Annotated in this window: 18 protein-coding genes; 5 read left to right on the forward strand and 13 right to left on the reverse strand. The window is 45.6% G+C overall.

The genetic code is table 11. From position 1 onward, the window contains the following. Window positions 1-56: 56 nt before the first annotated feature. The 12 genes from uxaC to DWW90_RS11085 form a co-directional block, all read right to left on the reverse strand. Window positions 57-1,460: a glucuronate isomerase gene (uxaC, locus tag DWW90_RS11035; protein WP_122345008.1), complete on the reverse strand. Its 1,404-nt coding sequence runs from the start codon at window positions 1,458-1,460 to the stop codon at window positions 57-59. A gap of 20 nt (window positions 1,461-1,480) precedes the next feature. Beyond that, a complete protein-coding gene (locus DWW90_RS11040) occupies window positions 1,481-2,149 on the reverse strand; it encodes a bifunctional 4-hydroxy-2-oxoglutarate aldolase/2-dehydro-3-deoxy-phosphogluconate aldolase (protein ID WP_115498866.1) in 669 nt (222 codons plus the stop codon). 112 nt (window positions 2,150-2,261) lie between these two features. Further along, window positions 2,262-3,305: a sugar kinase gene (locus tag DWW90_RS11045; RefSeq protein WP_115498867.1), complete on the reverse strand. Its 1,044-nt coding sequence runs from the start codon at window positions 3,303-3,305 to the stop codon at window positions 2,262-2,264. An 80-nt stretch (window positions 3,306-3,385) separates the two neighbouring features. Beyond that, a complete protein-coding gene (locus tag DWW90_RS20395) occupies window positions 3,386-3,616 on the reverse strand; it encodes a hypothetical protein (RefSeq protein ID WP_147382422.1) in 231 nt (76 codons plus the stop codon). 30 nt (window positions 3,617-3,646) lie between these two features. Beyond that, window positions 3,647-4,651, reverse strand: a complete 1,005-nt coding sequence (locus DWW90_RS11050; RefSeq protein ID WP_122345009.1) for a BF3164 family lipoprotein — start codon at window positions 4,649-4,651, stop codon at window positions 3,647-3,649. Between the two features lie 29 nt (window positions 4,652-4,680). Further along, window positions 4,681-7,236: a glycoside hydrolase N-terminal domain-containing protein gene (locus DWW90_RS11055; RefSeq protein ID WP_122345010.1), complete on the reverse strand. Its 2,556-nt coding sequence runs from the start codon at window positions 7,234-7,236 to the stop codon at window positions 4,681-4,683. Window positions 7,237-7,402: 166 nt separating this feature from the next. Then, entirely contained in the window at window positions 7,403-8,746 is a 1,344-nt protein-coding gene (locus DWW90_RS11060; RefSeq protein WP_115498871.1) for a Gfo/Idh/MocA family protein, read from the reverse strand. A 19-nt stretch (window positions 8,747-8,765) separates the two neighbouring features. Further along, window positions 8,766-9,482 (reverse strand): DUF1080 domain-containing protein, encoded by a 717-nt coding sequence (locus DWW90_RS11065; protein WP_233547710.1) that lies wholly within the window; start codon window positions 9,480-9,482, stop codon window positions 8,766-8,768. Window positions 9,483-9,493: 11 nt separating this feature from the next. Next, window positions 9,494-10,288: a cupin domain-containing protein gene (locus tag DWW90_RS11070; RefSeq protein WP_122345012.1), complete on the reverse strand. Its 795-nt coding sequence runs from the start codon at window positions 10,286-10,288 to the stop codon at window positions 9,494-9,496. A gap of 57 nt (window positions 10,289-10,345) precedes the next feature. Beyond that, window positions 10,346-11,914, reverse strand: a complete 1,569-nt coding sequence (locus tag DWW90_RS11075; RefSeq protein ID WP_122345013.1) for a RagB/SusD family nutrient uptake outer membrane protein — start codon at window positions 11,912-11,914, stop codon at window positions 10,346-10,348. Between the two features lie 19 nt (window positions 11,915-11,933). Then, the gene (locus tag DWW90_RS11080) at window positions 11,934-15,362 is read right to left on the reverse strand and encodes a TonB-dependent receptor (RefSeq protein ID WP_122345014.1); all 3,429 of its coding nucleotides are present in this window, start codon (window positions 15,360-15,362) and stop codon (window positions 11,934-11,936) included. Between the two features lie 156 nt (window positions 15,363-15,518). Continuing rightward, a complete protein-coding gene (locus DWW90_RS11085; protein ID WP_122345015.1) occupies window positions 15,519-16,508 on the reverse strand; it encodes a FecR family protein in 990 nt (329 codons plus the stop codon). Between the two features lie 174 nt (window positions 16,509-16,682). On the opposite strand from DWW90_RS11085, the gene DWW90_RS11090 reads away from it, so the two are divergent. Beyond that, window positions 16,683-17,999, forward strand: a complete 1,317-nt coding sequence (locus DWW90_RS11090) for an ATP-binding protein (RefSeq protein WP_122345016.1) — start codon at window positions 16,683-16,685, stop codon at window positions 17,997-17,999. A 21-nt stretch (window positions 18,000-18,020) separates the two neighbouring features. Here DWW90_RS11090 and DWW90_RS11095 read toward each other — a convergent pair whose 3' ends face one another. Beyond that, window positions 18,021-18,575 (reverse strand): RNA polymerase sigma-70 factor, encoded by a 555-nt coding sequence (locus DWW90_RS11095; RefSeq protein ID WP_115498877.1) that lies wholly within the window; start codon window positions 18,573-18,575, stop codon window positions 18,021-18,023. 288 nt (window positions 18,576-18,863) lie between these two features. Between DWW90_RS11095 and DWW90_RS11100 the strand changes: the two genes are divergently transcribed. The 4 genes from DWW90_RS11100 (at window position 18,864) to DWW90_RS11115 (ending at window position 23,086) form a co-directional block, all read left to right on the forward strand. After that, window positions 18,864-19,226, forward strand: coding sequence for a hypothetical protein (locus DWW90_RS11100; protein ID WP_122345017.1), 363 nt, complete (start codon window positions 18,864-18,866; stop codon window positions 19,224-19,226). Window positions 19,227-19,376: 150 nt separating this feature from the next. Continuing rightward, on the forward strand, window positions 19,377-19,739 hold the full coding sequence (locus DWW90_RS11105; protein ID WP_115498879.1) for a BlaI/MecI/CopY family transcriptional regulator: 363 nt from the start codon (window positions 19,377-19,379) through the stop codon (window positions 19,737-19,739). A gap of 20 nt (window positions 19,740-19,759) precedes the next feature. Beyond that, on the forward strand, window positions 19,760-21,499 hold the full coding sequence (locus tag DWW90_RS11110; RefSeq protein WP_122345018.1) for a M56 family metallopeptidase: 1,740 nt from the start codon (window positions 19,760-19,762) through the stop codon (window positions 21,497-21,499). A 33-nt stretch (window positions 21,500-21,532) separates the two neighbouring features. Further along, window positions 21,533-23,086 (forward strand): lipopolysaccharide assembly protein LapB, encoded by a 1,554-nt coding sequence (locus DWW90_RS11115; RefSeq protein WP_122345019.1) that lies wholly within the window; start codon window positions 21,533-21,535, stop codon window positions 23,084-23,086. The last annotated feature ends 6 nt before the right edge of the window (window positions 23,087-23,092 follow it).

Raw genomic sequence — 23,092 nt, forward strand, 5'->3', positions numbered from 1 at the left:
ATGAAAAAGGGGGTGAAGTTCAGATGAACTTCACCCCCTTTTTGAAGAAAGGACTCTTAGAATCCGAAATACTGTTTTGCATTATTGTAGCTGATGTCTTCAACCATCTTGCCGATGAAAGGCAGTTCGGATGCGGGCAATTCGCCATTTTCTACTTCGCGGCCGAGGATGTTACACAAGATACGGCGGAAGTATTCGTGACGCGGATAAGACAGGAAGCTGCGTGAGTCTGTCAGCATACCGACGAAGCGGCTTAGTAATCCTAAGTCTGACAGAGCGTTCAGTTGCTTTTCCATACCGTGGATCTGATCCAGGAACCACCAGCCGGAACCGTATTGCATCTTTCCGGGCACCGTACCATCGTTGAAGCTGTAGATCGTGGTGACCATCAGTTCATTGTCACGCGGGTTCAGGTTGTAGAAGATCGACTTTGCCAGTACGCCTTCTTCGTCCAGGCGGCTCAGGAAACGGGATAGCGGAGTGGCGACTTCGGCATCGGCGATAGCGTCGTAACCGGTGTCCGGACCTAACTTCTTGAACATACGGGCGTTGTTATTACGCGTAGCTCCGATGTGGAACTGCTGTACCCAATTACTGCGGGCATCCATCACAGCCAACTCGTAGAGCATGGCGGAACGGAATTTGTCGATCTCTTCGGCTGTCAGCTCTTTCTTCATGCGAGCTTTCAGGAAGATGGCTTCGATTTCGGCATCTGTGTAGGGCTCGGCATAGAAAGTGGTCAGACCGTGATCGGACAGGTTGCAACCCTGCGATTCGAAGAAATCGTGACGTTTCTGCAGGGCGCCGATCAGATCCTTGAAGTTCAGAATCGACATATTGGCGGCGGCTTCCAGCTTCGTCAGATATTCATTGTATGTTGCGACATTCTCGATCGCCATTGCCTTATCCGGTCTCCAGGCAGGAAGAACTTTTGTTTTCAGGCTACTTTTGCGGATAGCTGCATGATATTGCAAATCATCGATCGGATCGTCCGTCGTACAAACGACTTCCACATTCATCCGTTCCATGATCGCCTGGGCGCGGAATTCGGGTGTTTGCAGCTTGGCTGTACATTCGTCATAGATCTCGCGGGCGGTGGACGGGTTCAACACCTTGTCTACACCGAAGATACGGCTCAACTCGAGGTGAGTCCAATGATAGAGCGGATTACGCATGGCATGTTGCATGGTGTCCGCCCATTTTTCAAACTTCTCGTAAGCTGGTTTGTCTCCCGTGATATATTCTTCAGGTACGCCGTTGGCACGCATGGCGCGCCATTTGTAGTGGTCTCCACCAAGCCATATCTCCGTCAGGTCGGCAAACTGGTAGTTGTCGGCTATCTGCTGTGGGATCAGGTGGCAGTGATAATCGATGATCGGCATTTTCGCTGCGTGTTCGTGATACAGTTTCTGGGCGGTATCCGACTGGAGCAGGAAATTGGAATCGAGAAATGTCTTCATACTATTAGTGGTTTATGTTGTTAACGATATTTTTTGATAGTAGCCAGCGCGTCGCGGCAGAGAGTGGAGATTGCTTCCCAGTTTCCGGCTGAGATCATCTCTTTCGGGAACAGTTTGGAACCCATACCGACACAGGTCACACCTGCTTTGAACCAAGCCGACAGGTTTTCTTCCGTCGGTTCGACTGCGCCTGTCGCCATAATCATGGACCAGGGCATCGGAGCTTTGATGTTCTTCACGAATGACGGACCGCCCACGTTTCCGGCCGGGAAGATCTTGCACAGGTCGCAACCTACTTCCTGGGCGAAACCGATTTCCGATACGGAACCGCAACCTGGTGTATAAGGAACTAAGCGACGGTTACAAACCTTCGCAATTTCCGGGTTGAACAACGGGCCGACAATGAAGTTTGCACCCAATTGCAGGTACAGGGAAGCTGTTCCGGCGTCCACGATAGAACCGACACCCAAAATCATTTCCGGACATTCTTTAGCTGTGAACTTGATCAGTTCGGCAAATACTTCGTGAGCGAAGTCACCACGGTTTGTAAATTCGAAAGCGCGTACGCCACCTTCGTAACATGCCTTTACGACTTGTTTTGCCGTTTCTACATCTTTATTGTAGTAAACAGGTACCATTCCAGTGCTGACGATCGCGTCGAGTACCTGCATTTTATTGAATCTTGCCATAATGAATAATTTATTAATGTGTTAATATGCCAATGTGCCAATTAGCTTATGTCCCGAATCTGTCTCTTCCATTGGCATATTGGCACATTGTCTAATTGTCGCATTATTCTTCTTATCTCGATACTCGTCCTGAAGCGTCGCCACCCATCAGTTTTTCAACTTCATCAACAGTCACCTGGTTAAAGTCACCATAGATCGTGTGTTTCAGGCAGGAAGCTGCAACAGCGAAATCGAGTGCTTTCTGGTCGTCTGTTGTATAAGTCAAAAGACCATAGATCAAGCCGCCCATGAAAGAGTCGCCACCGCCGACGCGGTCAACGATATGCGTGATGTCATAACGACGGGACTGATACAGTTTGCCGTCGGCATAGAGAACACCACCCCAGGTATTGTGGTTGGCATTGATAGCGCCGCGGAGTGTGATGATCACTTTCTTGGCACGCGGGAACTTAGCCATCAACTGTGTGCATACCGATTCGAATTCGGCAGCGTTTACTTCACCGTTCGTGGCTGTCACATCGAAACCTTCCGGTTTGATGCCGAATACCTTTTCTGCATCTTCTTCGTTACCCAGGATCACGTCGCAACCGGCAACCAATGCAGGCATCACTTCAGAAGCCGTCTTTCCATATTTCCACAGGTTCTTGCGGTAGTTGATGTCGCAGGATACGGGTACACCCATTCGGTTTGCTGTCTGGATTGCTTCCAGGCAAGCGTCTGCGGCGCCTTGCGAAATAGCGGGAGTAATACCTGTCCAGTGGAACCAGGATGCATCTTTGAATACTTCTTCCCAATTGACCATTCCCGGTTTGATTTCAGAGATAGCCGAATGGGCGCGATCGTAAACCACCTTGCTGGCACGGGCTACGGCACCTGTTTCCAGGAAATAGATACCTAAGCGGTCTCCACCGTAAACAATGTGGGAAGTTCCGACACCATATTTACGCAGATCCATCACACAGGCACGTGCAATGTCGTTTTTCGGCAAACGGGTTACAAACTCTGTTGCAATACCATAGTTAGCCAGTGATACAGCTACGTTTGCTTCACCGCCACCGAAGGTAGCATTCAATTTATCACTCTGACAAAAACGGAGATAGTCTGGAGTGGCCAGTCTAAGCATGATTTCTCCAAAGGTTATTACTTTCTTATCCATATCAATGGTTTATAATGTGTTCAGACTACAAAAGTAGGAGTTTATTTTTAAACAAACATGGTGTGTGCGCGAAAACATGATTAATAACTGAAATTATTCCAGAAAACAGACGTATCATTTTGTCCTCTTCTGCTTTTCCGGTCATCAGCATGGCCTGGCTCGGCATACTGACGACCCCGATAGGACGCCCCCGCAAACACCGCCAGCGCCAATACGCCTCCGTTTTGTCCCATATACTCATCCGCTGTCGCCTGCCATGAAGAGTAGTAGCTTTTCTGAAAACAGAAGAAAGATATCAAAAGAACTCTCAAAAGACAGCTGAATAAATTTTAAACAGCATCTTATAGCTCTGCTTTAACAATACTATATTCCGGGTTTAACACGATAGAATAAAAACTATTGTCATTCCCTTGAGATGCCAAATTGATTCTTGGCATATTGAGATTGGCGATTTTAATTAAATTGAGGTTGTAATCATAAACTCCTACTGTGTGTCGTTTAGGGGAAGTCTGGCTGCGGTCAGTTCCTTTATAATCCGGGTCATTTAAAATAGACACAATGTAATCTTTGGTCAGACAAAATCCGACAAGACAATCTTTTCCCGGATTAGGAATGTTCATATTGTTGTCTGAAATATGATACTCGGCGTCCCCTATTTCTTGTTCATTTAAAAGGGTAATGTTGTTATCCTTAATTTGATAAACAGCTGTATATGGAAGCGTGTTTAAAGCAAGCACAAGTTTTTTGTTATAAGGGTTGTACATGATATTGCCCGAAAAACATTCTTGTCTATTAGATATATCTTGTGGATATGGCAACTTCCCGGCAGAAGCGATTTCTTTTCCATCTTTAGAATAGAGTGTGATAATACCCTCTTTTTTAGTTGGATTGTAAATAATGAAATTCCCTTCAAAATCTGTTTGTAAAGAGGCTACGTTTTCATTGATAAAACAAGTCGTAATAGGATTTAAAAGCATGCCTTCTTTTGTGTTTTGAGAAATTGCAGAATTATATCTTCCCCATTGATTCCATACCAAGATGCCCTCATCTTTATAGGGAGTGATATAGGGAGTTGTAAATTCTTCCGGTCCGTTTCCAATTTTCCCGATACTTGTATTAAAAGAGCCATCCGGATTATAGATTTTAATAAATCCATCGGTTTCTTTTATATCGGATATATAGAAAAAATCATTTGTCTTGATTAGTTTGCAATTCTTTGAAATATATAGTTCATTGGTGATAACTTTTGGAATCATGTTGATTCGTTCTACTTTTTGAGGATGCTGATTGCAGCCAATAAGTAAAAAAAGAAAGGCGGCAATGTGAATTTGTTTATAATATTTCATGATTGTTATTATTATTGATTGGTAAATAGTTAATCGAATAAAAGCGTTAATTTGTAACTATTCGACAAATGCGTATCTGATTGGAATGTTGCTTGGTGGTATTCCTTGCCGTTTGATCGGATAGGAGTAGAAGTGGCAACGACTTTGCCGTTTTGTTTGATTGTAAAAGGTTGTCCGGCACGCAGCGTACAGCTTTTCCCTGCCAGGGAATGGATATTTGCATCCGTCAGCTTGCCCTCTTTCCAGTTCATTGCGACTTCAAAGTTTCCTCTTGCTTTCAAGCCGGAAACCGCACCTTCCGCCCATACGTCGGGCAGGGCAGGCAGCAGGTGGATGTAGCCGGCATGGCTTTGCAACAGTATTTCCGTGACGCCGGCCGTATAGCCGAAGTTCCCATCGATCTGGAAAGGCGGATGTGCACAAAGCATATTTCGGAACAGACCGCCACCTTTGTGTTCGCTGTTGCCGAATCCGACCGGGTTGAACAGGTTGGCGATGATTTTATAGGCGTGGTTACCGTCCAACAAACGCGCCCAGCAGTTGATCTTCCATCCCATCGACCAGCCGGAAGCAAGGTCGCCGCGCAATTCGAGGGTTTTGCGGACGGCATTGAAAAGTTCCGGCGTCTTATCCGGTGTGATCTGGTCACTCGGGTGGAAGCCGTATAAGTGAGAGAAATGGCGGTGTTGGGGTTCACGTTCTTTGAAATCGTACATCCACTCCTGTAGTTGTCCCCGTTTCCCGACCTGGTAGGGGAGCAGGCGTTCCAGTTTGTCTTTCAGTTCGGCGCGGAGCGGTTCGTCGAGGTCGAACATCTCGGCAGTAGCGAGTGTGCGGGTGAAAGTTTCCCGTATGATCGCCATATCCATTGTCGGTCCCATGCTCATGGCCGCCTGCTGCCCGTCTTCCGTGATAAAGGTATTTTCGGGAGAGACGCCTACCGGGGTAACCAAATGTCCGTTGCCGTCGTCAATCAGCCAATCGGCGAAGAACTCGGCTGCTCCTTTCATCAGCGGGTATGCCTCGTTTTTCAGGAAGTCCGTATCTTGTGTAAACTGGTAGTGTTCCCAGAGATGGCTGCAAAGCCAACCTTGTACCATTGGCCAGAAAGAGGCTGTCGGCACATTGTCGTTCGGCAGGGATTCCCGCCAGATGGAAGTGTTGTGATGTGCTACCCAGCCACGGCGGCCATACATGTTTTGTGCGGTTTCTGCTCCTGAGACGGCTAACTCGCGGATCATCCGGAACAGCGGTTCCTGGCACTCTGACAAGTTGGTCAGTTCGGCCGGCCAGTAGTTCATTTCCGTATTGATGTTGATTGTATAACCGCAGTTCCAGGCGGGGATCGTGTCTTTATTCCACATTCCTTGCAGGTTCAAAGGTTGCCCTCCGGGACGTGAACCGCTGATCATCAGGTAGCGTCCGAACTGGAAGAGAAGTGCGGCCAGATCCGGATCGGCAGTTTGTGCAAACTGCTCGAGGCGTGTGTCGGTCGGCATTGCCTTTTGTCCGGGAGAAGATACCAGTTCTAAATTGACACGGTCGAAGAGAGAACGGTAGTCTTCCGTATGGCGTTGTTTCAATGTCGGGTAATCATAGGCAAGCGCTTTGTCGAGGATATCGGCTGCTTTGGCAGCTGGATCGATACCTTCCCGGCTCGGACTTTTGTCGAAACCGTTGAAGCTGGTTGCCATGCTAAGCAGGAAATAGACTTCTCCTGTATTATAGACGTGTATGCCGGAATCCGTGATTTCGCATTTTCCGTCCTTCGGAAGGACCGGTTTCAATTGGGCTTCGAAGAACATCCCTTTTCCGTCGATTTCATCTCCGTAGAGTATGCGTTTGTTGAATTTGCGGTTTCCCTTTGCATCGTAGAGTTCGGGATGTTTATATTGGTCGCCCCATTGCTCGAGTTGTTCGAATGTGCGTCGTTCCACATAGCCGGGAGCCTGTCCGTGCAGGATCAAGCGGTCGCTTTCTCCTTTCTGTACGGCTGTCGGATGGGGAGAGGTGAAGTCGAGTGAAATATCGATGCCTTTTGAGGTCTCGCTTTTCAGATGAATGACGATGACATCGTCCGGATGGGAGGCGAAGACTTCCCGTTCATAGCGTATGCCGTTTTGTTCGTATGCTGTTGTTGCGATAGCATCTGAAATGTTGAGTGTCCGTTTGTACTGTCCGGCATCTCCGTGTTTATTGTTTTGGATGTGCAGATCTCCGAACGGCTGGTAATACTGGTGCAGGCGTCCCAGCCAGTTCTTGCAGACCAGGTCGGATGCTGCCGTATATTTCCCGGCTTTCATCAGTCCGGTAACCCGGTCGAACATCTCCGGCGTGATCTTCACATCTTTGAAGACGACCGACGGTTCCCCGCTGTACAAGGTGTTTTCATTCAATTGCAGTTGTTCTTTCTCAACTCCTCCGAAGACCATCGCTCCGGCCCGCCCGTTTCCTACCGGCAGGGCTTCATCCCAATTGTGTGCCGGCTCATGATACCAAAGGGTGAGAGGCTCTTTTTGTGGTGTTCCCGTACACGCAGCGAAACATAAAAAGAAAACGAAATAAGGAATAATGCGCATATTCATGGTGATTTTAGATTATACAAAAAAGTGTTTTGGTTGCAAACATACATAAATATCCCTGATTCTTAATGTCTGCAAGTACCTATTTTGGTAAAAAAACAAAGCCGGAATTTGCTTTCACAAACAAATGTCCGGCTTTTCATCGTCTATTTTACCATGATATGACGCTTTAAACAATGGGTTCCCAACCCGGTTCATAAGTACGGCTCCACAGGCGTTGTGCTTCAGGGTCGTTGATGATGTGTCCGTTTGTCGGATCGATCATCAGGCGGTGTCCTGTTCGCCAGGCGATGTTGCCTAATTGAACCAGCAGTGTGCTTTTATGCAGCTCTTCTATGTCTCCATTCGGACGACTGTTTGTCTTTATGGATTCAATAAAGTTAGCGATATGTCCCATATCCAGGTTTGCACTCGGGCTGGAAGGGTCGCGTCCATCGATCACATCTTTGGAAGCGACTTCTTTGATCAACTTGTTTTTCATATCGAAAATACGATATCCGTTCTCACCCGTTTCCAGCGCGCCGCCTTCTCCATAGAATATGACTCCACGGTCCCGTCCTTCCGTATTGCGGGAATTACAGCTGCGTCCTTCCCAGGAAACAAGGCAATTATCGCCAAAGCGAATATCGATTGTCTGTGTATCGGGTGTTTCCCAGTCATCCTTGAAGCGGAAACGGCCGCCTTCGGAACTGACACTTGTCGGGAAATCCAATCCCAATCCCCAGCGGATGACATCTATCTCATGTGTGCCGTTGTTCAATGCTTCGCCTGTACCCCAATGCCAGAACCAGTGCCAGTTGTAATGGATCAGGTTATCGCGGTAGGAGCGGCGGGGTGCAGGCCCCTGCCACAGATCGAAGTCGATCGTTGAAGGAGCAGGAACTTCCTTCCCGAAACCGATGGATGCACGGTTATTCGTGTACCAGCCTTTTGCAAAATGGATATGTCCGATAACGCCATTGTGCAACGCTTCGATGCCCTCTGTTAGTCCGGGCCAGGAACGGCGTTGTGCACCGACCTGTACGACACGGTTATATTTGCGGGCGGCGGCAATGCTTAGTTCCCCTTCGTGCGGGTTGTGGCTGCACGGTTTCTCGCAGTAGACATGTTTTCCGGCCTGGCAAGCCATGATAGTGGCAGGTGCATGCCAATGGTCCGGAGCTGTTACCAGGATCGCATCGATGTTTTTATCTTCCAATATTTTCCGGATATCTTTTTCCGTCTTCGGATTACCGCCCGCTTTTTTCACGGCCGCAACACCTTTTGCCAATGCCTTTTCTTCGACATCGCAGACATATCGCATCTCTACATCTTTATGATTCTGGAAGTTGCGTGCCATACCTGCGCCACGTCCGTTTGTTCCCATAACGGCCATGTTCACCCGTTCATTCGCCCCTACGATATTTGCATAACTTTTTGCACTTGATGCCTTGAAAGACATACCACCGATTGTCAGCCCCACACCCGTGGCGGCTACCTGTTTGATAAAACCTCTTCTTGTTGTATTTTTCATGTCTCAATTTGTTATAAGATTATTTTAATACTTTTATTTTCACATTGCGGAAAGAAACCTCGTCTCCATGGTCCTGTAAAAGGATATGTCCTTCCTTGACATCACCGAACATCGGCTTGGAATTTTTGTATTTGCTTAATTGCCATGCTTTTTTGTATTGTTCGCTGCTGCGGTCAAAAGAAAGGATCTTTTTCCCGTTCAAATAATGAGTGACTTTTGTCCCTTTTGCCACGATACGTGCCTGGTTCCATTCTCCTATCGGATTGACTTGCTTGGGTGAGGTCGGCAACATGTCGTATAGTCCGCCTTCCAACCGGTTCCCATCGCGTCCCAGTTTGGCATCCGGATGGTTTTCATCATCCAGAATCTGATATTCCAGCCCGAGCCATCCCCCTTTTTCGTATTTGGTAAAGAAGTATTTGATACCGCTGTTAGCTCCTTTGGTGATACGGAAATCCACTTTCAGGTCGAAGTCCGAATATTGATCCCGGGTGATGATGTCACCTCCCCTTTTGTCACCCTGTTTACGCACGTTCAGGATACCGTCTTCAACAACCCAGCCGAATGCAGGCGGTGTGTCTTTCCCGACGGAAGTCCATCCATCCAGATTCTTCCCGTTAAAGAGTAATACCCAGCCTTCCTTTTTTTCTTTAGCTGTAAGCTGGTTATCCTGAGAATAAATGTTCCCTGTCCATAAGAACAGGAACATTGTTAGAAATGTGATTATTTTAGTCATATCTATTTTAATTATTTTGTCCTTACTACAATAAATTTCAAAACGTTTTTGCCGACATTCCGGATACTATGTTTGGAGCCGGCAGGGCAATAGCAGGATGAAAGCGGTTCGATGGTCCGGCTTTCACCGTTAACCGAAACATTTGCTTTTCCATCCAGTATGAAATAAACCTCTTGTCCTGAATAGCCATCCGCTTCATGCAAGGCAGAACCGGAAAGAATATGAAGTCGGGCATTCAGTCCTCCGGCAGACATTTCTTTTGTCAGATACCACATGGTCTTGTCATTGCCGTTTTTAGTCAGAGCTGATTCTTTGAAAGGAATCAGGTAGTCCTTCATCGAGTAATTTTTTATTCCCGGCAAAAACGGTTCCGACAGCTTCCCACGAATTTCACGTTTGAACATGACATACTTAATGGCTTGATGATCGTCTGTTCTGCGGATGTTGTGAGAGGAATTTCCCGGCGCATAAAAAGCATCCCCCGGCTTGAGAACATGTTCTTCTTCATTCAGGCGGACAATGGATGTTCCCTCGACCATATAGAATAGCTCGTCTTCAAAATGGGAATGCGGCTCATGGGTTTTTATCCCTTTGTCTACATAGGACATTTTAACCGAAAGCGTATCCGCAATTCCGTCCGCAGGGATGAACCAGAAAGCCCAGCCTGTACTGTTCTTATTCACATGTTCCTCCGAAAAAGTGGTTATGCAATCTGAGATTGTACACTTTTGTTCTTCTTTCTGAGCAAAGCAGACACAAGAAAGGCTGCATAATAAGAGACCGAATGTAATTCTTAATCTATTCATAACAATATAGGATTATAAGTTTATTACGAGGGGCGTTTTGCCCCTCGTAAAGATAGTCTATAATTGCGTATATCCTTTATTCTGAATGATTTTTCCCGGATTAGACTGCATAACGGTCATCGGAATCGGATAAGCCAATGCATCATCACTCCAAGTAAATTCGGGATATCCGTCGAACTTTTGTTCGGCAGTCATTACGTCTTTAGCCCTTCCGGTACGGACCAGATCAAACCAGCGGTGGTTCTCAAAAGCCAGTTCCACGCGGCGCTCTTTTTCAATGGCGAGTAATAAATCATTCGCCGTTGGGAAATCGCCGGGTGCATAGTCACGTAGTAAATCAGCTGCCGGTGTAATATCCGGATCTCCCGGTGTATTGCGTGCACGTTCCCTGATTTTATTCACGTAATTAATCGCTGTTTGCTTATCTCCGTTTGTACGGACAAGAGCTTCTGCATATAAGAGGAAAATGTCTCCCAGTCTCAACTCGATCCAATTGTTGTCATTATCCGAACCACTGGATGAAACGTCGTAATATTTGCAGACATATTTTTCATTTTCCCAACTTCCGGTTTTCGCATTTGTCCAACCGTCACGCATGGATACATATTTACGGGGATCTCCGACTTCATATGCATTAGACATATCTTGTGTAGGCGAGTTTTCCCCTCCTTTATCTCCGACCAGGACCACTTCTTTGTCGGAGAATCGAGGTGCGAAATTATTATTCCAAGGACTTCCGGTAGCTCCGCCCTGAGTGCCTTTTTTGTATTGGACTTCGAACAGAGACTCTGACGTATTTTTGTTGGAGACTTCAAACAAGTCTTTATAGGTTGCGACCAGAGAATAGCGGGGATTATTGATTGTCGATTTGAACTGTTCAATCGCCAATTTGTAATATTCGTCCCCTTTGTTCAGCGGATAACCGGCCATTGTCATATATACTTTCCCCAATAGAGCGGTTGCTCCTCCTTTTGTCACACGGCCGATATCGGTAGAACCGTATGCTTCAGGTAAATTGCCTTCCGCATATTTCAGGTCTTCGATTATCAGATCGTACATTTCCTGCAAAGGAGCTCTGCCCAATTCATACGCTTCGACCTGGGTGATTTCTTTATCCACTTTGATCGCTCCCAACAATTCGCCGTTTAACCCGTAACCGCCAAACGTACGATTCAGGTAAAAATAGATTAATGCACGTAAGAAGCGGGCTTCCGCAATATACTGAGTCTTTAGCTTTTCGTCTTTGAACTCGATATTTCCGATTCGCCCGATAACAATGTTACAACGCAAAATAGTTTTATAACTGTCATCCCAGCAACTGGCTAAAAAATTGTTTTCAGGTAACAGCGGAGAAGCAAATTCATCCACTCCCTTCTCGTTTGCCGGGTTTCCGCTTAACCAGGAATAAGTCGTGTTGTCCGAACGGATTTCCCCTAACCTGACATAAGTCTGATTATAAAGAGATCGTAAATTAGCATAAGCCGACAGTACAGCCTGGTTCATATCTGACTCAGTCTTGTAGAACCCTTCGGAGTTTAGATCGGAAGGGGGATTCTTGGTGATGAAATCATCACTGCAAGAGATACATAAAAGCGATAGTACGAATAATAAATATATCTTTTTCATAATGAATAGTATTAAGCATTTAGAACGTAATATTGGCACCGATTATAAATGAACGGGCAGTCGGATATCCCAGATAGTCACCCCCTTGTGAAAGGCCGCTTTGGCTGCTGGTCTCCGGGTCGTAGCCTACATAATTCGTAATAGTGAAGAGGTTCTGTCCTGTTACATACAGGCGCAACCCTTTCATCTTTACTTTATCCAACACTTTCTGGTCGAAGTTATAGCCGAAAGTCAGGTTTCTCAATCGCAGGTAGGAAGCATCCTGTACCCAGGCTGAAGAAGGATCGCGCTGCCAGCCGGAAGGTGTACGGGTCGGGCGGAAGTGAATACCGTCACCCGGTTCGTTTTCCGAACGCCAGCGTCCCATTTGTTCGATCATGCCGTTACGATCACCGTGATAGATGCCGCACATGCGTTTATAGAAGCTGAATACTTCTGCGCCGTATGAACCCGTAAACTGGATGTCCAGCGTGAAATTCTTATAGCTGAAAGAGTTACTGAAACCAGCTGTGAATAACGGGTTATTGTCTCCCAATATCGTTTTATCATTCTGATCGAGTTTCCCATCCTTGTTTACATCTTCATACCGGCCGTCACCCACTTTATCTCCACTCAGATGAGGATATTTGGCTAATTCTTCCTCACTCTGGAAAACTCCGAGATATTTATATCCATAGAAACTGGCAATCGGATATCCCGGTTGGGTGATGAACGCATTATTGGCATTCGGTGCGCTTCCGTAGATCGGGCGGCCGTCAACGCCAACCTCTAACACTTTATTCTTATTGAATGAGATGTTAAAGTTGCTGGACCAGGTAAATGCTCCTGTCAGGTTCTTGGTATTCAAAGAAAACTCCATACCTCTATTCTGGACTTTTCCTATATTTTGCATCTGAGTGGAATAACCTGTAATGGTCGGGACAGGGACGTTCAAAAGCAAGTCGATAGACCGGCTGTCGTAGAAGTCGCCTTCCAAACGGATTCTATTGTTGAACATACCTAATTCAAAACCCAGATTATATTGGCGTGTACGTTCCCAACCCAAATCGTCGTTTGTCATCGTGTTCGGATTAACCGTGTTCTGGACTGCATCTCCTGTCGGATAGAATCCGGTGGATAACAAGCCGATGGCAGAGTAATTACCGATACGGTTATTACCGGAAATACCGAAGCTGGCACGGATCTTCAGGTCACTGATCTGTTTCACATCCTGCATGAACTTTTCCTGTGAAATACGCCATCCTAAGGAGACGGACGGGAAGGTACCCCATTTCTTATTCCGTCCGAAGCGGGAGGAACCGTCGCCACGGAGAGTCGTTGTCAACATATACCGGTTATCATATACATAATTGATACGTCCCAGATAAGAGATCATCGAATATTCGGATTCGTCACTTGTCAAGGAATACATGGTTCCTGCGTTCAACGTCGTGATGTTGTCGTTCGCATACCCTCTGGCTTCTCCGTACATATGTTCGTAAGAATGCGATTGTGTGGTATATCCTAACAAGGCGTTGAAACTATGCTTGTCTGCCAGTGTAAATGAATAGTTTAATGTATTTTCGATTACCCAGTCCCGATCTGTCCAACGTTCATTGATCCCTTTTGCCGGACGCGGCGCTTTGGAACTATCGAAATCGACATACGACGGTTCGAACTTCTTGTTGATATTGTCCTGAATACTACCATTTATGCTAATACGGTATTTCAGGTTTTTAATGATTTCCCACTCTGCGAAAATCGTACCCAACCATCCGTGACGTTTCCGTTTGTTCATGACCTGTTCGGCTATCCCGATCGGGTTGGCTACGTCGCCTGCCAGAATTTCCGGATTGCGGACCATCGATCCATATGTGCCATCTTCATTATAAAGAGGATAGATAGGCGGCAGGTTCAATGCGTACATGACAGGAGAGTCTTTTCCGTTGGCCTGCTCTGTTCCATTTGCATAATAAGCCATCAGGCTCATGCCGACATTCAGGCAATTTGCGATCTTGGAAGAAATGTTGGTACGGAAATTATAACGTTCATAGTCCGTATTCAAAACGATACCATCCTGGCTGGTATAACTGCCGGAGAATGTATAGCGCGTATTTTCCGCACCTCCTGAAACCGACAGCTCATATTGTTGCATCATTGCATTCCGGTATAGCAGGTCTTGCCAATCGTTGTCCGGCATTTGTGCAACGGAAGCCGGATCGAGGAAGTTATATTTGTAGCTGCCTGTCCCGTCCGGTATCATATACTGGCTACTTGCTCCCGAGTAGAGGGCACGGCGGGAATTCGGATCGTTGATTGTATGCGGGGACTGGTCCGGATCGGATGAAATGACCTTTGCGTCCAACCATGCCTGGTTGCGGCCGTCGATAAACCACTGTACATATTGGTCACGATTCATCATCTCGACCTTTTTCTCACGTTGCTGGAATCCGACGTATGCATTCAATTGTACGCTCGGTTTCCCTATCTGTCCTTTCTTCGTCGTGATAATCACAACGCCGTTTGCACCTCTTGAACCGTAAATTGCAGTGGAAGATGCATCCTTCAGTACCTGGATACTTTCTATATCGGAAGAGTTCAACAGGCGGAAGGCTCCCCCCTCCATCGGATAACCGTCTACAACATAGAGCGGGTCATTGGATTGTGTGATAGATCCTGTTCCACGAACTTTTATCGTCAATCCTTCACCGCCGGGAGCACCATTCGTTTGTTGGATAAGTACACCCGGAACCTGTCCGGCCATTGCTTCGCCAAAACTTACGGCTGCCCGGTTTTTCAAGTTTTCGGAGGAAACAGAAGCGACTGCCGTTGTTACATCCGACTTTTTCTGTGTACCGTAACCGACAACGACCACTTCTTCCAGCATTTCCGTGTCTTCATTCAGTTTTATGCTGATATTCTGTTGAGTTCCGACCGCGATTTCACGTGGAGCATATCCGATGTAACTGATCAGCAATATGCTTTTTTCCGGGACTTCCAATGTGAAATCTCCGTTCATGTCTGTTATCGTACCGTTAGTCGTCCCTTTTTCAACGATATTGGCTCCGATAATCGGTTCGCCATTGGCGTCATTCACCTTTCCGGTGATTTTACGTTTCTGTGCCTGATTGACTTTCTGTGTTGAAATAACGATGTGTTTCCCTTCGATAGAGTAGGTATATCCGGTATTTTTCAACACGGTTTTTATAGCATCCGACAAATTCAGATTGTTGATAGAAACATTTACGATTTTATTCAAACTGATGTTTGTATCTTCATAATCGACAGAGTATCCTGTTTGCTTTTCGATTTCTTCAAATGCAGTCTTTAAGGTTATACTTTTTGTAGTCAATGTTACTTTCTGGTTTTCCGCAAAGATTTGTTGCGGGAGTGTAAGAAGTAAACAAATAAAAGTAAAGATGAACAGACTATTTAGTCTGCCGTGTTGTGATTCTTTATTTATTTCCATATCTTTGTAAATTAGATTTTTTAGTTGAATATTTAGAATAAAATGCCCTTATCTGTAAAAAGATATCAGGCGTGGTGTTCTACGATTTCAATTCCGGGGAGAATGATTGGCGTCGGCTCCCCGGTTTCTTTTTTTCATGGTATGTGCCTCCTATTTTTAATAAATGAATACGTTATTGTTCTCTACCTTGTATTTGAAGCCGATTATTTTTTGGAGAATATCCATCACGTGCTCCAATCCTTCATCCGGAGTGAACTTGATTGTAAATGTCCGCTCTTTGTATCGGCCGGCTTCATAGTTGACGGTAACCCCGAAGCTACGTTCGATCGTTTGTACGATTTCCCCGAATGTAGTTCCCTGGAATATCAGGTAGCCTTGTTTCCAGTAGGAGCATTTGTTTGCGTCAACCTTGCTGAAGGATACTTTCTTATTTATATGATTGTACACAACTTGTTCATTGGGTTTGATAATAAATGACTTCCGGACGGGATATTTCGTGTCGACTTTGATTTTTCCTTCTTCTAATGTCGCGATTGTATTAGGGGAATCCGGGTAGGATTGTACGTTAAAAATGGTCCCTAATGCCTCGACGTCCATGTATTTTGTATTTACGATGAATGGTTTCCGGGGATTCTTGGCTACTTTGAAATTGGCTTCTCCGCTTAAAAACAAAGTACGAGTGGCACCTTTGAAATCCTTTTCATAGACAAGAAGCGAACCTGCATTTAACCAGACAACTGTTCCGTCCGACAGGGTGATTTGTTTTTTCTCTCCATAGGAAGTCGAACACTCCACCAACTCTGTTTTTTCAACAACCGGGTTTATCTCCGTTAAATAAAAGTACGTTCCAAAAGCTCCGAGTAAAGGCAAAAGCAGGATCGCGGCGATTCTTCGGATATACAAACCAATGGATTTATAAAGCTGCCGGTCGGTTGTTTTCATCCGTTTATGCAGTTGTTCGAGTTCTTGGAACGTTGAATCGTCTGCCACAGCCGGATCTTCCTCCCATAAAGCAGCCAATGCTTTTTCTTTTTCCTTCTGAAAATTCTCGTCAAGAAGCCAGATGTGAAACTTCTTTTGTATTTCCGGGGACAGGTCGTTACCGAAAAATTTAGCAATTAGTATATGTATATAGCTTTTGTCCATTTTTTCGTCTTTATATTATAGCAGACGGACAAGTGGACGAGTACACACAGCCGGAATGTGATTTTTTATGCCTCCTGCAGATTTCGCATTGGATTATTTTCTTTATATTTGCACAAAACAGGAACATGTTTTGTGCGATTTTGCCATTTTTAGGAACATAAAACCGACTTTGTCATGGAGCTATATCGTAGTATCATTGAAGAATTGAAGGGCTGGAAAAGCCGGCCAGATAGAAAACCTCTGGTTTTAAAGGGTGCCAGGCAGACAGGTAAGACCTGGATATTGGAGCATTTCGGACGTACTGAGTTTGAACATGTCGCAAGTTTTAATTTTGACAAAGATGAATCTCTATACGAAATCTTTGAGAATACAAAAGTTCCGGAACGAATTATCGCACAGTTGAAACTACATACAGACAGCCCTATCTTGCCGCATAAAACGCTTATAATCTTTGACGAGATACAGGAATGCAATAAAGCATTGAATGCGCTAAAGTATTTTTGTGAAGATGCTCCGGAGTATGCGGTTGTTGCTGCAGGTTCGTTATTAGGAGTTGCTTTGTCTAAGGGGGATTCGTTTCCTGTAGGAAAAGTGGAATTTATGGAACTATACCCGTTAACTTTTAAAGAGTTCCTGAAAGTCAACGATGAGAAAATATATCAATATATTGAAGAGCTGTCCGATATAGTCCCTCTTCCACAGATCGTAACAGACAAGTTGACTGAATTTTATCGCCAATATCTTGTTATAGGCGGAATGCCTGCCGCTGTTAAAGCATTTATGGAAAATAAAGGTATGGAAGCTGTAAAGCGGGAACAGAAATTTATTTTAGATGCCTATGCCTTGGATTTTTCCAAGCATGCAGAGAGCAAGGATATACCTCGTATTACAAGTATATGGAACTCTATTCCAAGCCAGTTGGCAAAGGAAAATCGTAAATTCGTATATAAAATGGTAAAGCCGGGAGCCAGGGCACGCGATTATGAAGATGCGTTGCTTTGGCTTGAAAATGCAGGATTAATCTATAGAATCTTTTGCTGTACTAAACCTTACCTGCCATTAAAAAGCTATGATGACCTTTCTGCTTTTAAAATTTATATTTCAGATATCGGGTTGTTACGGGAATTAGCCGGGTTACCACCTGAAGCTGTTTTAGCCGGAAGTGCAATATATACCGAATTTAAAGGAGCATTGGCTGAGAATTATATATTACAATCATTGGTATGCCAGCTTGAAGTTTTGCCCAGATACTGGACGTCCATTGGAAAAGCTGAAGTTGATTTTGTGGTCCAACTGGATATGAATATCATTCCAGTCGAAGTAAAATCGGATACCCGCATAGGTGGGAAAAGTTTATCGGTATATGATTCAATTTACCATCCAGCCTATAAAATCCGGTATTCATTAAACAACTTGAAAAAGGACGATAATTTGATTAATATTCCGCTATATCTGGCAGATTGGACAATCAAGTTAGTGGCACTACAATAGATTGCATATCGGAACAATCAATCAGAAAAAAAGCAAAATAATAGAATATGCAATCTTGCGCAGTTCGGCAAGCGCTTGTGTCAGATGGTTTTCGACGGTTCGTTTGCTGATATTCAGGCGCAGGGAGATTTCTTCGTTGCTTAATCCGTCTTTGCGGCTCATGATGAATATGTTGCGCCGTTGGGGAGGCATTTTTTCTACGGCGATGTCTATAAGCAGAGATAACTCTTTGGCGTACAGCTCTTCTTCTATCAAGTCGCTGTAGTCGGATTTGTATTGTTCCTTCTGTTGGTAATTCTCTTCGATCAGGCTGTGCTCGTAATAATCGTAGATCATATTGCGGGCCATGCGGAAGAGATACGCTTTAAATGAATCGACTTTTGAGATCGTTTCGCGGTTTGTCCAGATTTTATAAAAGATATCCTGTGCCATATCGCTGGCTTCGTCCGGATTTTTGATGAAGCCGGTTAAGAAATGCTTCACCTTGGGGCTGTATTGGATGTAAAGCGTGTCGAAGGCTTTATGATTTCCATTCCCAAGCTCTTTCAGATATTTTGATTCAAGGCTGATATCCATCTCTATAATGTATTGAACTCTCTTTACTTTACAAATGAGCAACGCAAGGTATGGAAAATAATTTGAAGGGACAATTTTTTGAGGGAGAATATGAAAAATAGGAGGGGGGTTATTGTAAAAAACGTATTTTCCATCCTTGAAAAGCATCCGAGACCAAGCAAATGTCAACCATCTTTTCAGCCGTCAAAAAGGTGCTCTTTTCTCTTTTTCGGGAGTTTATTGCCGTGAAGTCGGACTTTATTTCGTTTTCCCGGTACTTTATCGCCATGAGAACGGTCGTCATACCCTATGAAGACGGTCGCCATTCCAATGAAGACGGTCGCGAAGGCGATGAAGACGGTCGTCACGGCGACAAGGCCCCTAAAAATTCCTTGGGATATTTGGAACGCCGTCCGTTTTGTTTTTAAATATTCGATTCTCCGGGAGTTAAGCTTTATCACTTTGCCGGCGTTTCCGGCTTTCGGCAATCAAATTGCCCGTTTATCGAAATGGGCTGCGCACCTCATTTTTCTTATTGTCAGCAAGGAAAGCTTAAACCGTGAAAAGAGTCAATCCAAAATGGATCAGAATTTTGGACGAAATAGAAAAACGGCCGGAAAGGGGGTTCTTGTATATTTCGATGGCTTGCAGAAGGTTCGAATACTCTTATAATTGGCGTATCGACACCTTATAGAAGATTTGGCGGAAAATCCCGGAGCTTTATAAAAAGACGAGACATTAATACAAATTAACGCATTATCTCTTGCATATTTACGATGGATTCGTAGCTTTGCGATACGATCGTAAAATTAATATACAAACATGGAAAGATTAACAAGACAAGAAGAGGATGTGATGCGCTGGATCTGGCAGATCGCTCCTTGCTTTATCAAAGACATTTTGGCGCAGTATGAAGAGCCTAAACCTCCTTATACGACACTCGCCTCTATTGTGAAAAATCTGGAACGCAAGAAGTACGTGAAAGCGAAGCGTTACGGTAATACTTACGAGTACAGGCCGCTGATCCCACAGGAAGAATATAAACGGACGTTTATGGGAAGTGTGGTGAACAACTACTTCGAGAACTCATACAAGGAAATGGTCTCCTTCTTTGCCAAAGAGCAGAAGATTTCGGCTGATGAGCTGAAAGAGATCATCGATATGATAGAGAAAGGACGAGAATAAACCGTTAAATCCGTATTGCCATGACACCGGAATTTGCCTACTTTTTGAAGGTAAATGTAGCTTTTGTACTCCTTTATGCCTTCTATAGACTGTTCTTTTACAGGGACACATTCTTCAAGTTGCGCCGTACGACCCTGTTGGCGTTCTTTGGGGTGGCGTTGCTTTATCCGTTGATGAATATTCAGGATTGGATACGGGAACAGGAACCGATGGTAGAAGTCATTCAGATGTATTCGGCCATTTTACCCGAAACCACGATTACTCCCGATAATGTCCCTGAAACAGATTGGCATGGCTTGCTTCTTTCCGGTGTATCCTATTTGTATTGGGGAGGCGTTCTCGCCTTGTTGCTCCGTTTCCTGGTGCAGTTGAGCAGTATATTATTATTGGCGCGCAAATCGAAGGTCATGCAGATTTATGATACGCGTGTGCATGTTTTAGACCGTCCGGCCGGACCTTTTTCTTTCTTCCGGCTGATATTCCTGCATCCCGGCAGTCATTCGGACAAGGAGATCGACGAAATCCTGACACATGAAGGTACGCATGTCAGCCAATGGCATTCGATCGACGTGATCATTTGTGAGCTGATCTGTATCGTTTGCTGGGTGAATCCCTTTGTGTGGCTGTTGAAGAGGGAAGTGCGCCATAATCTCGAATATCTGGCGGACGATACCGTGCTCGAGTCTGGCTACGACAGCAGAAGCTATCAATACCATCTGTTGGGGCTGTCCCATACGAATAAATCGGCAACCTCTTTATCCAATAGTTTTAATATGCTGCACCTGAAGAACCGGATCAGCATGATGAACAAGAAACGTTCGCACGGTATCGGCAGGGCTAAATACCTGATCTTTATACCGATCGTAGGAGGACTGCTGATCTTTAGCAATATAGACGCCGTGGCACGTATCACGGATGAGCTGGTGGAAAGTTCTTTTGCCGAAGCTCTTATGCCGGAGGCCATACAGTTGCCGATACAATTGTTCCCTGCCGTGAACAAGGAGGAACCGGCTGAAATGCACAGAGGATATGTTCTTTCGAAAGAAGAATTGGCTGCTATTAAGCGGGCCGAGGAGCAAGTCTTTACGGTGGTCGAGAAAATGCCGGAGTATCCCGGTGGACAAAAAGCTTTGTTGAAATACTTGGCTTCCAGCGTCAAATATCCGGAATCTGCGATGCGGAACGGAGTCGAAGGACGCGTAAGTTGTTCCTTTATCGTCCGGAAGAATGGCTCCATAACGGATGCGGAAGTGATCCGGGGTGTAGATCCGGCATTGAATGCGGAGGCGTTGCGTATTATAAACGCTATGCCGGAATGGTCGCCCGGCGAGCAGAGAGGGAAAGCGGTTAATGTGAAATATACGGTGCCGGTGTCGTTCCGCCTGGCCAATAAGCACAAGGCCTCTGTATCCGGGACGCCGGTAAAAGGAATCGATACTTCCGGCCGCATTTTTACAGTTGTAGAGCGGATGCCCGAATTTCCGGGCGGGCAGTATTCGTTGTTGAAATATCTGTCACAAAAGATTAAATATCCGGTCATAGCACAGGAAAACGGAATACAAGGCCGCGTCTCTTGCTCCTTTGTCATAGGGGCGGATGGAGCATTGAGCGATGTAAAAGTAATCCGGGGCGTGGATCCTTCGCTGGATGCGGAAGCCGTCCGGGTTATCAAATCGATGCCTAAATGGAAACCGGGTGTCCAGAATAATATGGCGGTTGCTGTGAAATATACCGTTCCTGTGACATTCCGCTTGCAGTAATTTGCTTTGGAGTTATACGAAATACGATACTATATGAAATGTAAGTTTTCTCTATTACTGTTTCTTTGCGCACTGTCCCTTTGGGGGCAGGCGCAGAGTTTTACACTCCAGGAGCTGGTCAACAGGAAACAGTTCCAGGCAGTTGTAGCACGTGCCGACAGCCTGACTCCGGCTGATTCGGCTGATTACGACACCATGTCTGCCATTGGGCAGGCCTACGAAGGTCTGTTGCGCTATAAGGATGCATACCAATGTTTTTCCTATTGCCTGCAGATGGATACGAACAATGTGGATGCCTTGAATGCCGTTGCGCGGAATGCGATTAACTTCGGCCGGATAGCGGAAGCGAAACGTTGTTACCACAAGGTGCTGGATGCCGACAGCCTGAACTTTTATGCAAACTACCAGTTGGCGCGTCTCTATTACCAATTAGGAGATTACGGCAGGGCGACGGAACACTATCATGTGCTTGCCTCCATTGAAGGCGAGAATCCTTCTATCCTCACCGGCCTGGCGGATTGCCATATCAAAAGGGGCACGGCTCCGAATATAATGATTGCTTTAGAACTATATGGGCGTGCTTTAAGTTTGAATCCGGAGAATATACGTGTAGCCTCTTCCTTGATTAACACACTGCTCCGGATGGGAGATGGAAAAGGCGCTTTGCAGGTCTGCGACACCGCCTTGTTCTATAATCCGGATAACAGCCAGATAAGGCAAAGCAAAGGGATGGCCTTGTATATGACAAAAGATTATCTGCAGGCAGATACGGTTTACACCGGTTTGCTGGCAGATGGTGATTCCTCGTTCCTGAATCTGAAATACGGAGGGGCTGCCCGCTATATGTCGGGGCATGCATTGGACGGAGTCGAACTCTTGGAGAAGGCTTATGAAATAGATTCGACAGATGTGGAAACAGCCATGCTGTACGGCGCTTCGCTCGGGAAGACCTATGACCGGAAACGGGCTTACGAGCTGTTCGACCAGGCGGAACTGAATATGCAACCGAAGAAATTCTTTGTCAACCTGCTGACAACCTTCCGCGGAGATGCGTTGCAACGTGACGGACGTTGGAATGAAGCGGAAAAACTGTATTATGCAGCCTGGAAGAAAGACCCGACACAGTTGAATTTCCTGTATGAAATAAACCGGCACTACTGGGATTTGAACCCTGCCTTGTTTCAGAACGAGAAAGAACTGCAAAAAACTATTTTCAGTAAATATACGTACCTGACTGCCTATATGAAGACGGATAAGTCGCAACAGTACCTGTATAATTACCGTCCTTTCCTCGAAGCCGTTTGCGAAGATGCCTTTTTCAAGAACGACGATGAAGTGACGATGCTGGCCCCCGACGGAAAGAAATCAAAGCTGGCGGTTGCCGACCTGCGTGCACTGATCAGCCAATTGCCTGAAATGCCGGCAGAAGAAAGAGAGAGGCGTGAGAAGATGCAGGCCCAGATGAAGAAAGCCATGGAAAAGGAAAAAACGCTACACAAAAGCGGAGCGAAACTCGATACGATCGCTCTCACCAAAGAAGAAAAAGAAAAGGCGCGGAAATTGTTGAAAGAGGCAGGGCTGGAATAAACGGAA

This window comes from Parabacteroides sp. AF17-28, from assembly GCF_003479205.1.
Taxonomy (GTDB): domain Bacteria; phylum Bacteroidota; class Bacteroidia; order Bacteroidales; family Tannerellaceae; genus Parabacteroides; species Parabacteroides acidifaciens.

Coding starts and splice junctions, on each gene's coding strand:
- uxaC (WP_122345008.1), bottom strand. CDS start 1,460: ATGAAGACATTTCTCGATTCCAATTTCCTGCTCCAGTCGGATACCGCC.
- DWW90_RS11040 (WP_115498866.1), bottom strand. CDS start 2,149: ATGGCAAGATTCAATAAAATGCAGGTACTCGACGCGATCGTCAGCACT.
- DWW90_RS11045 (WP_115498867.1), bottom strand. CDS start 3,305: ATGGATAAGAAAGTAATAACCTTTGGAGAAATCATGCTTAGACTGGCC.
- DWW90_RS11050 (WP_122345009.1), bottom strand. CDS start 4,651: ATGAAATATTATAAACAAATTCACATTGCCGCCTTTCTTTTTTTACTT.
- DWW90_RS11055 (WP_122345010.1), bottom strand. CDS start 7,236: ATGAATATGCGCATTATTCCTTATTTCGTTTTCTTTTTATGTTTCGCT.
- DWW90_RS11060 (WP_115498871.1), bottom strand. CDS start 8,746: ATGAAAAATACAACAAGAAGAGGTTTTATCAAACAGGTAGCCGCCACG.
- DWW90_RS11065 (WP_233547710.1), bottom strand. CDS start 9,482: ATGACTAAAATAATCACATTTCTAACAATGTTCCTGTTCTTATGGACA.
- DWW90_RS11070 (WP_122345012.1), bottom strand. CDS start 10,288: ATGAATAGATTAAGAATTACATTCGGTCTCTTATTATGCAGCCTTTCT.
- DWW90_RS11075 (WP_122345013.1), bottom strand. CDS start 11,914: ATGAAAAAGATATATTTATTATTCGTACTATCGCTTTTATGTATCTCT.
- DWW90_RS11080 (WP_122345014.1), bottom strand. CDS start 15,362: ATGGAAATAAATAAAGAATCACAACACGGCAGACTAAATAGTCTGTTC.
- DWW90_RS11085 (WP_122345015.1), bottom strand. CDS start 16,508: ATGGACAAAAGCTATATACATATACTAATTGCTAAATTTTTCGGTAAC.
- DWW90_RS11090 (WP_122345016.1), top strand. CDS start 16,683: ATGGAGCTATATCGTAGTATCATTGAAGAATTGAAGGGCTGGAAAAGC.
- DWW90_RS11095 (WP_115498877.1), bottom strand. CDS start 18,575: ATGGATATCAGCCTTGAATCAAAATATCTGAAAGAGCTTGGGAATGGA.
- DWW90_RS11100 (WP_122345017.1), top strand. CDS start 18,864: ATGAAGACGGTCGCCATTCCAATGAAGACGGTCGCGAAGGCGATGAAG.
- DWW90_RS11105 (WP_115498879.1), top strand. CDS start 19,377: ATGGAAAGATTAACAAGACAAGAAGAGGATGTGATGCGCTGGATCTGG.
- DWW90_RS11110 (WP_122345018.1), top strand. CDS start 19,760: ATGACACCGGAATTTGCCTACTTTTTGAAGGTAAATGTAGCTTTTGTA.
- DWW90_RS11115 (WP_122345019.1), top strand. CDS start 21,533: ATGAAATGTAAGTTTTCTCTATTACTGTTTCTTTGCGCACTGTCCCTT.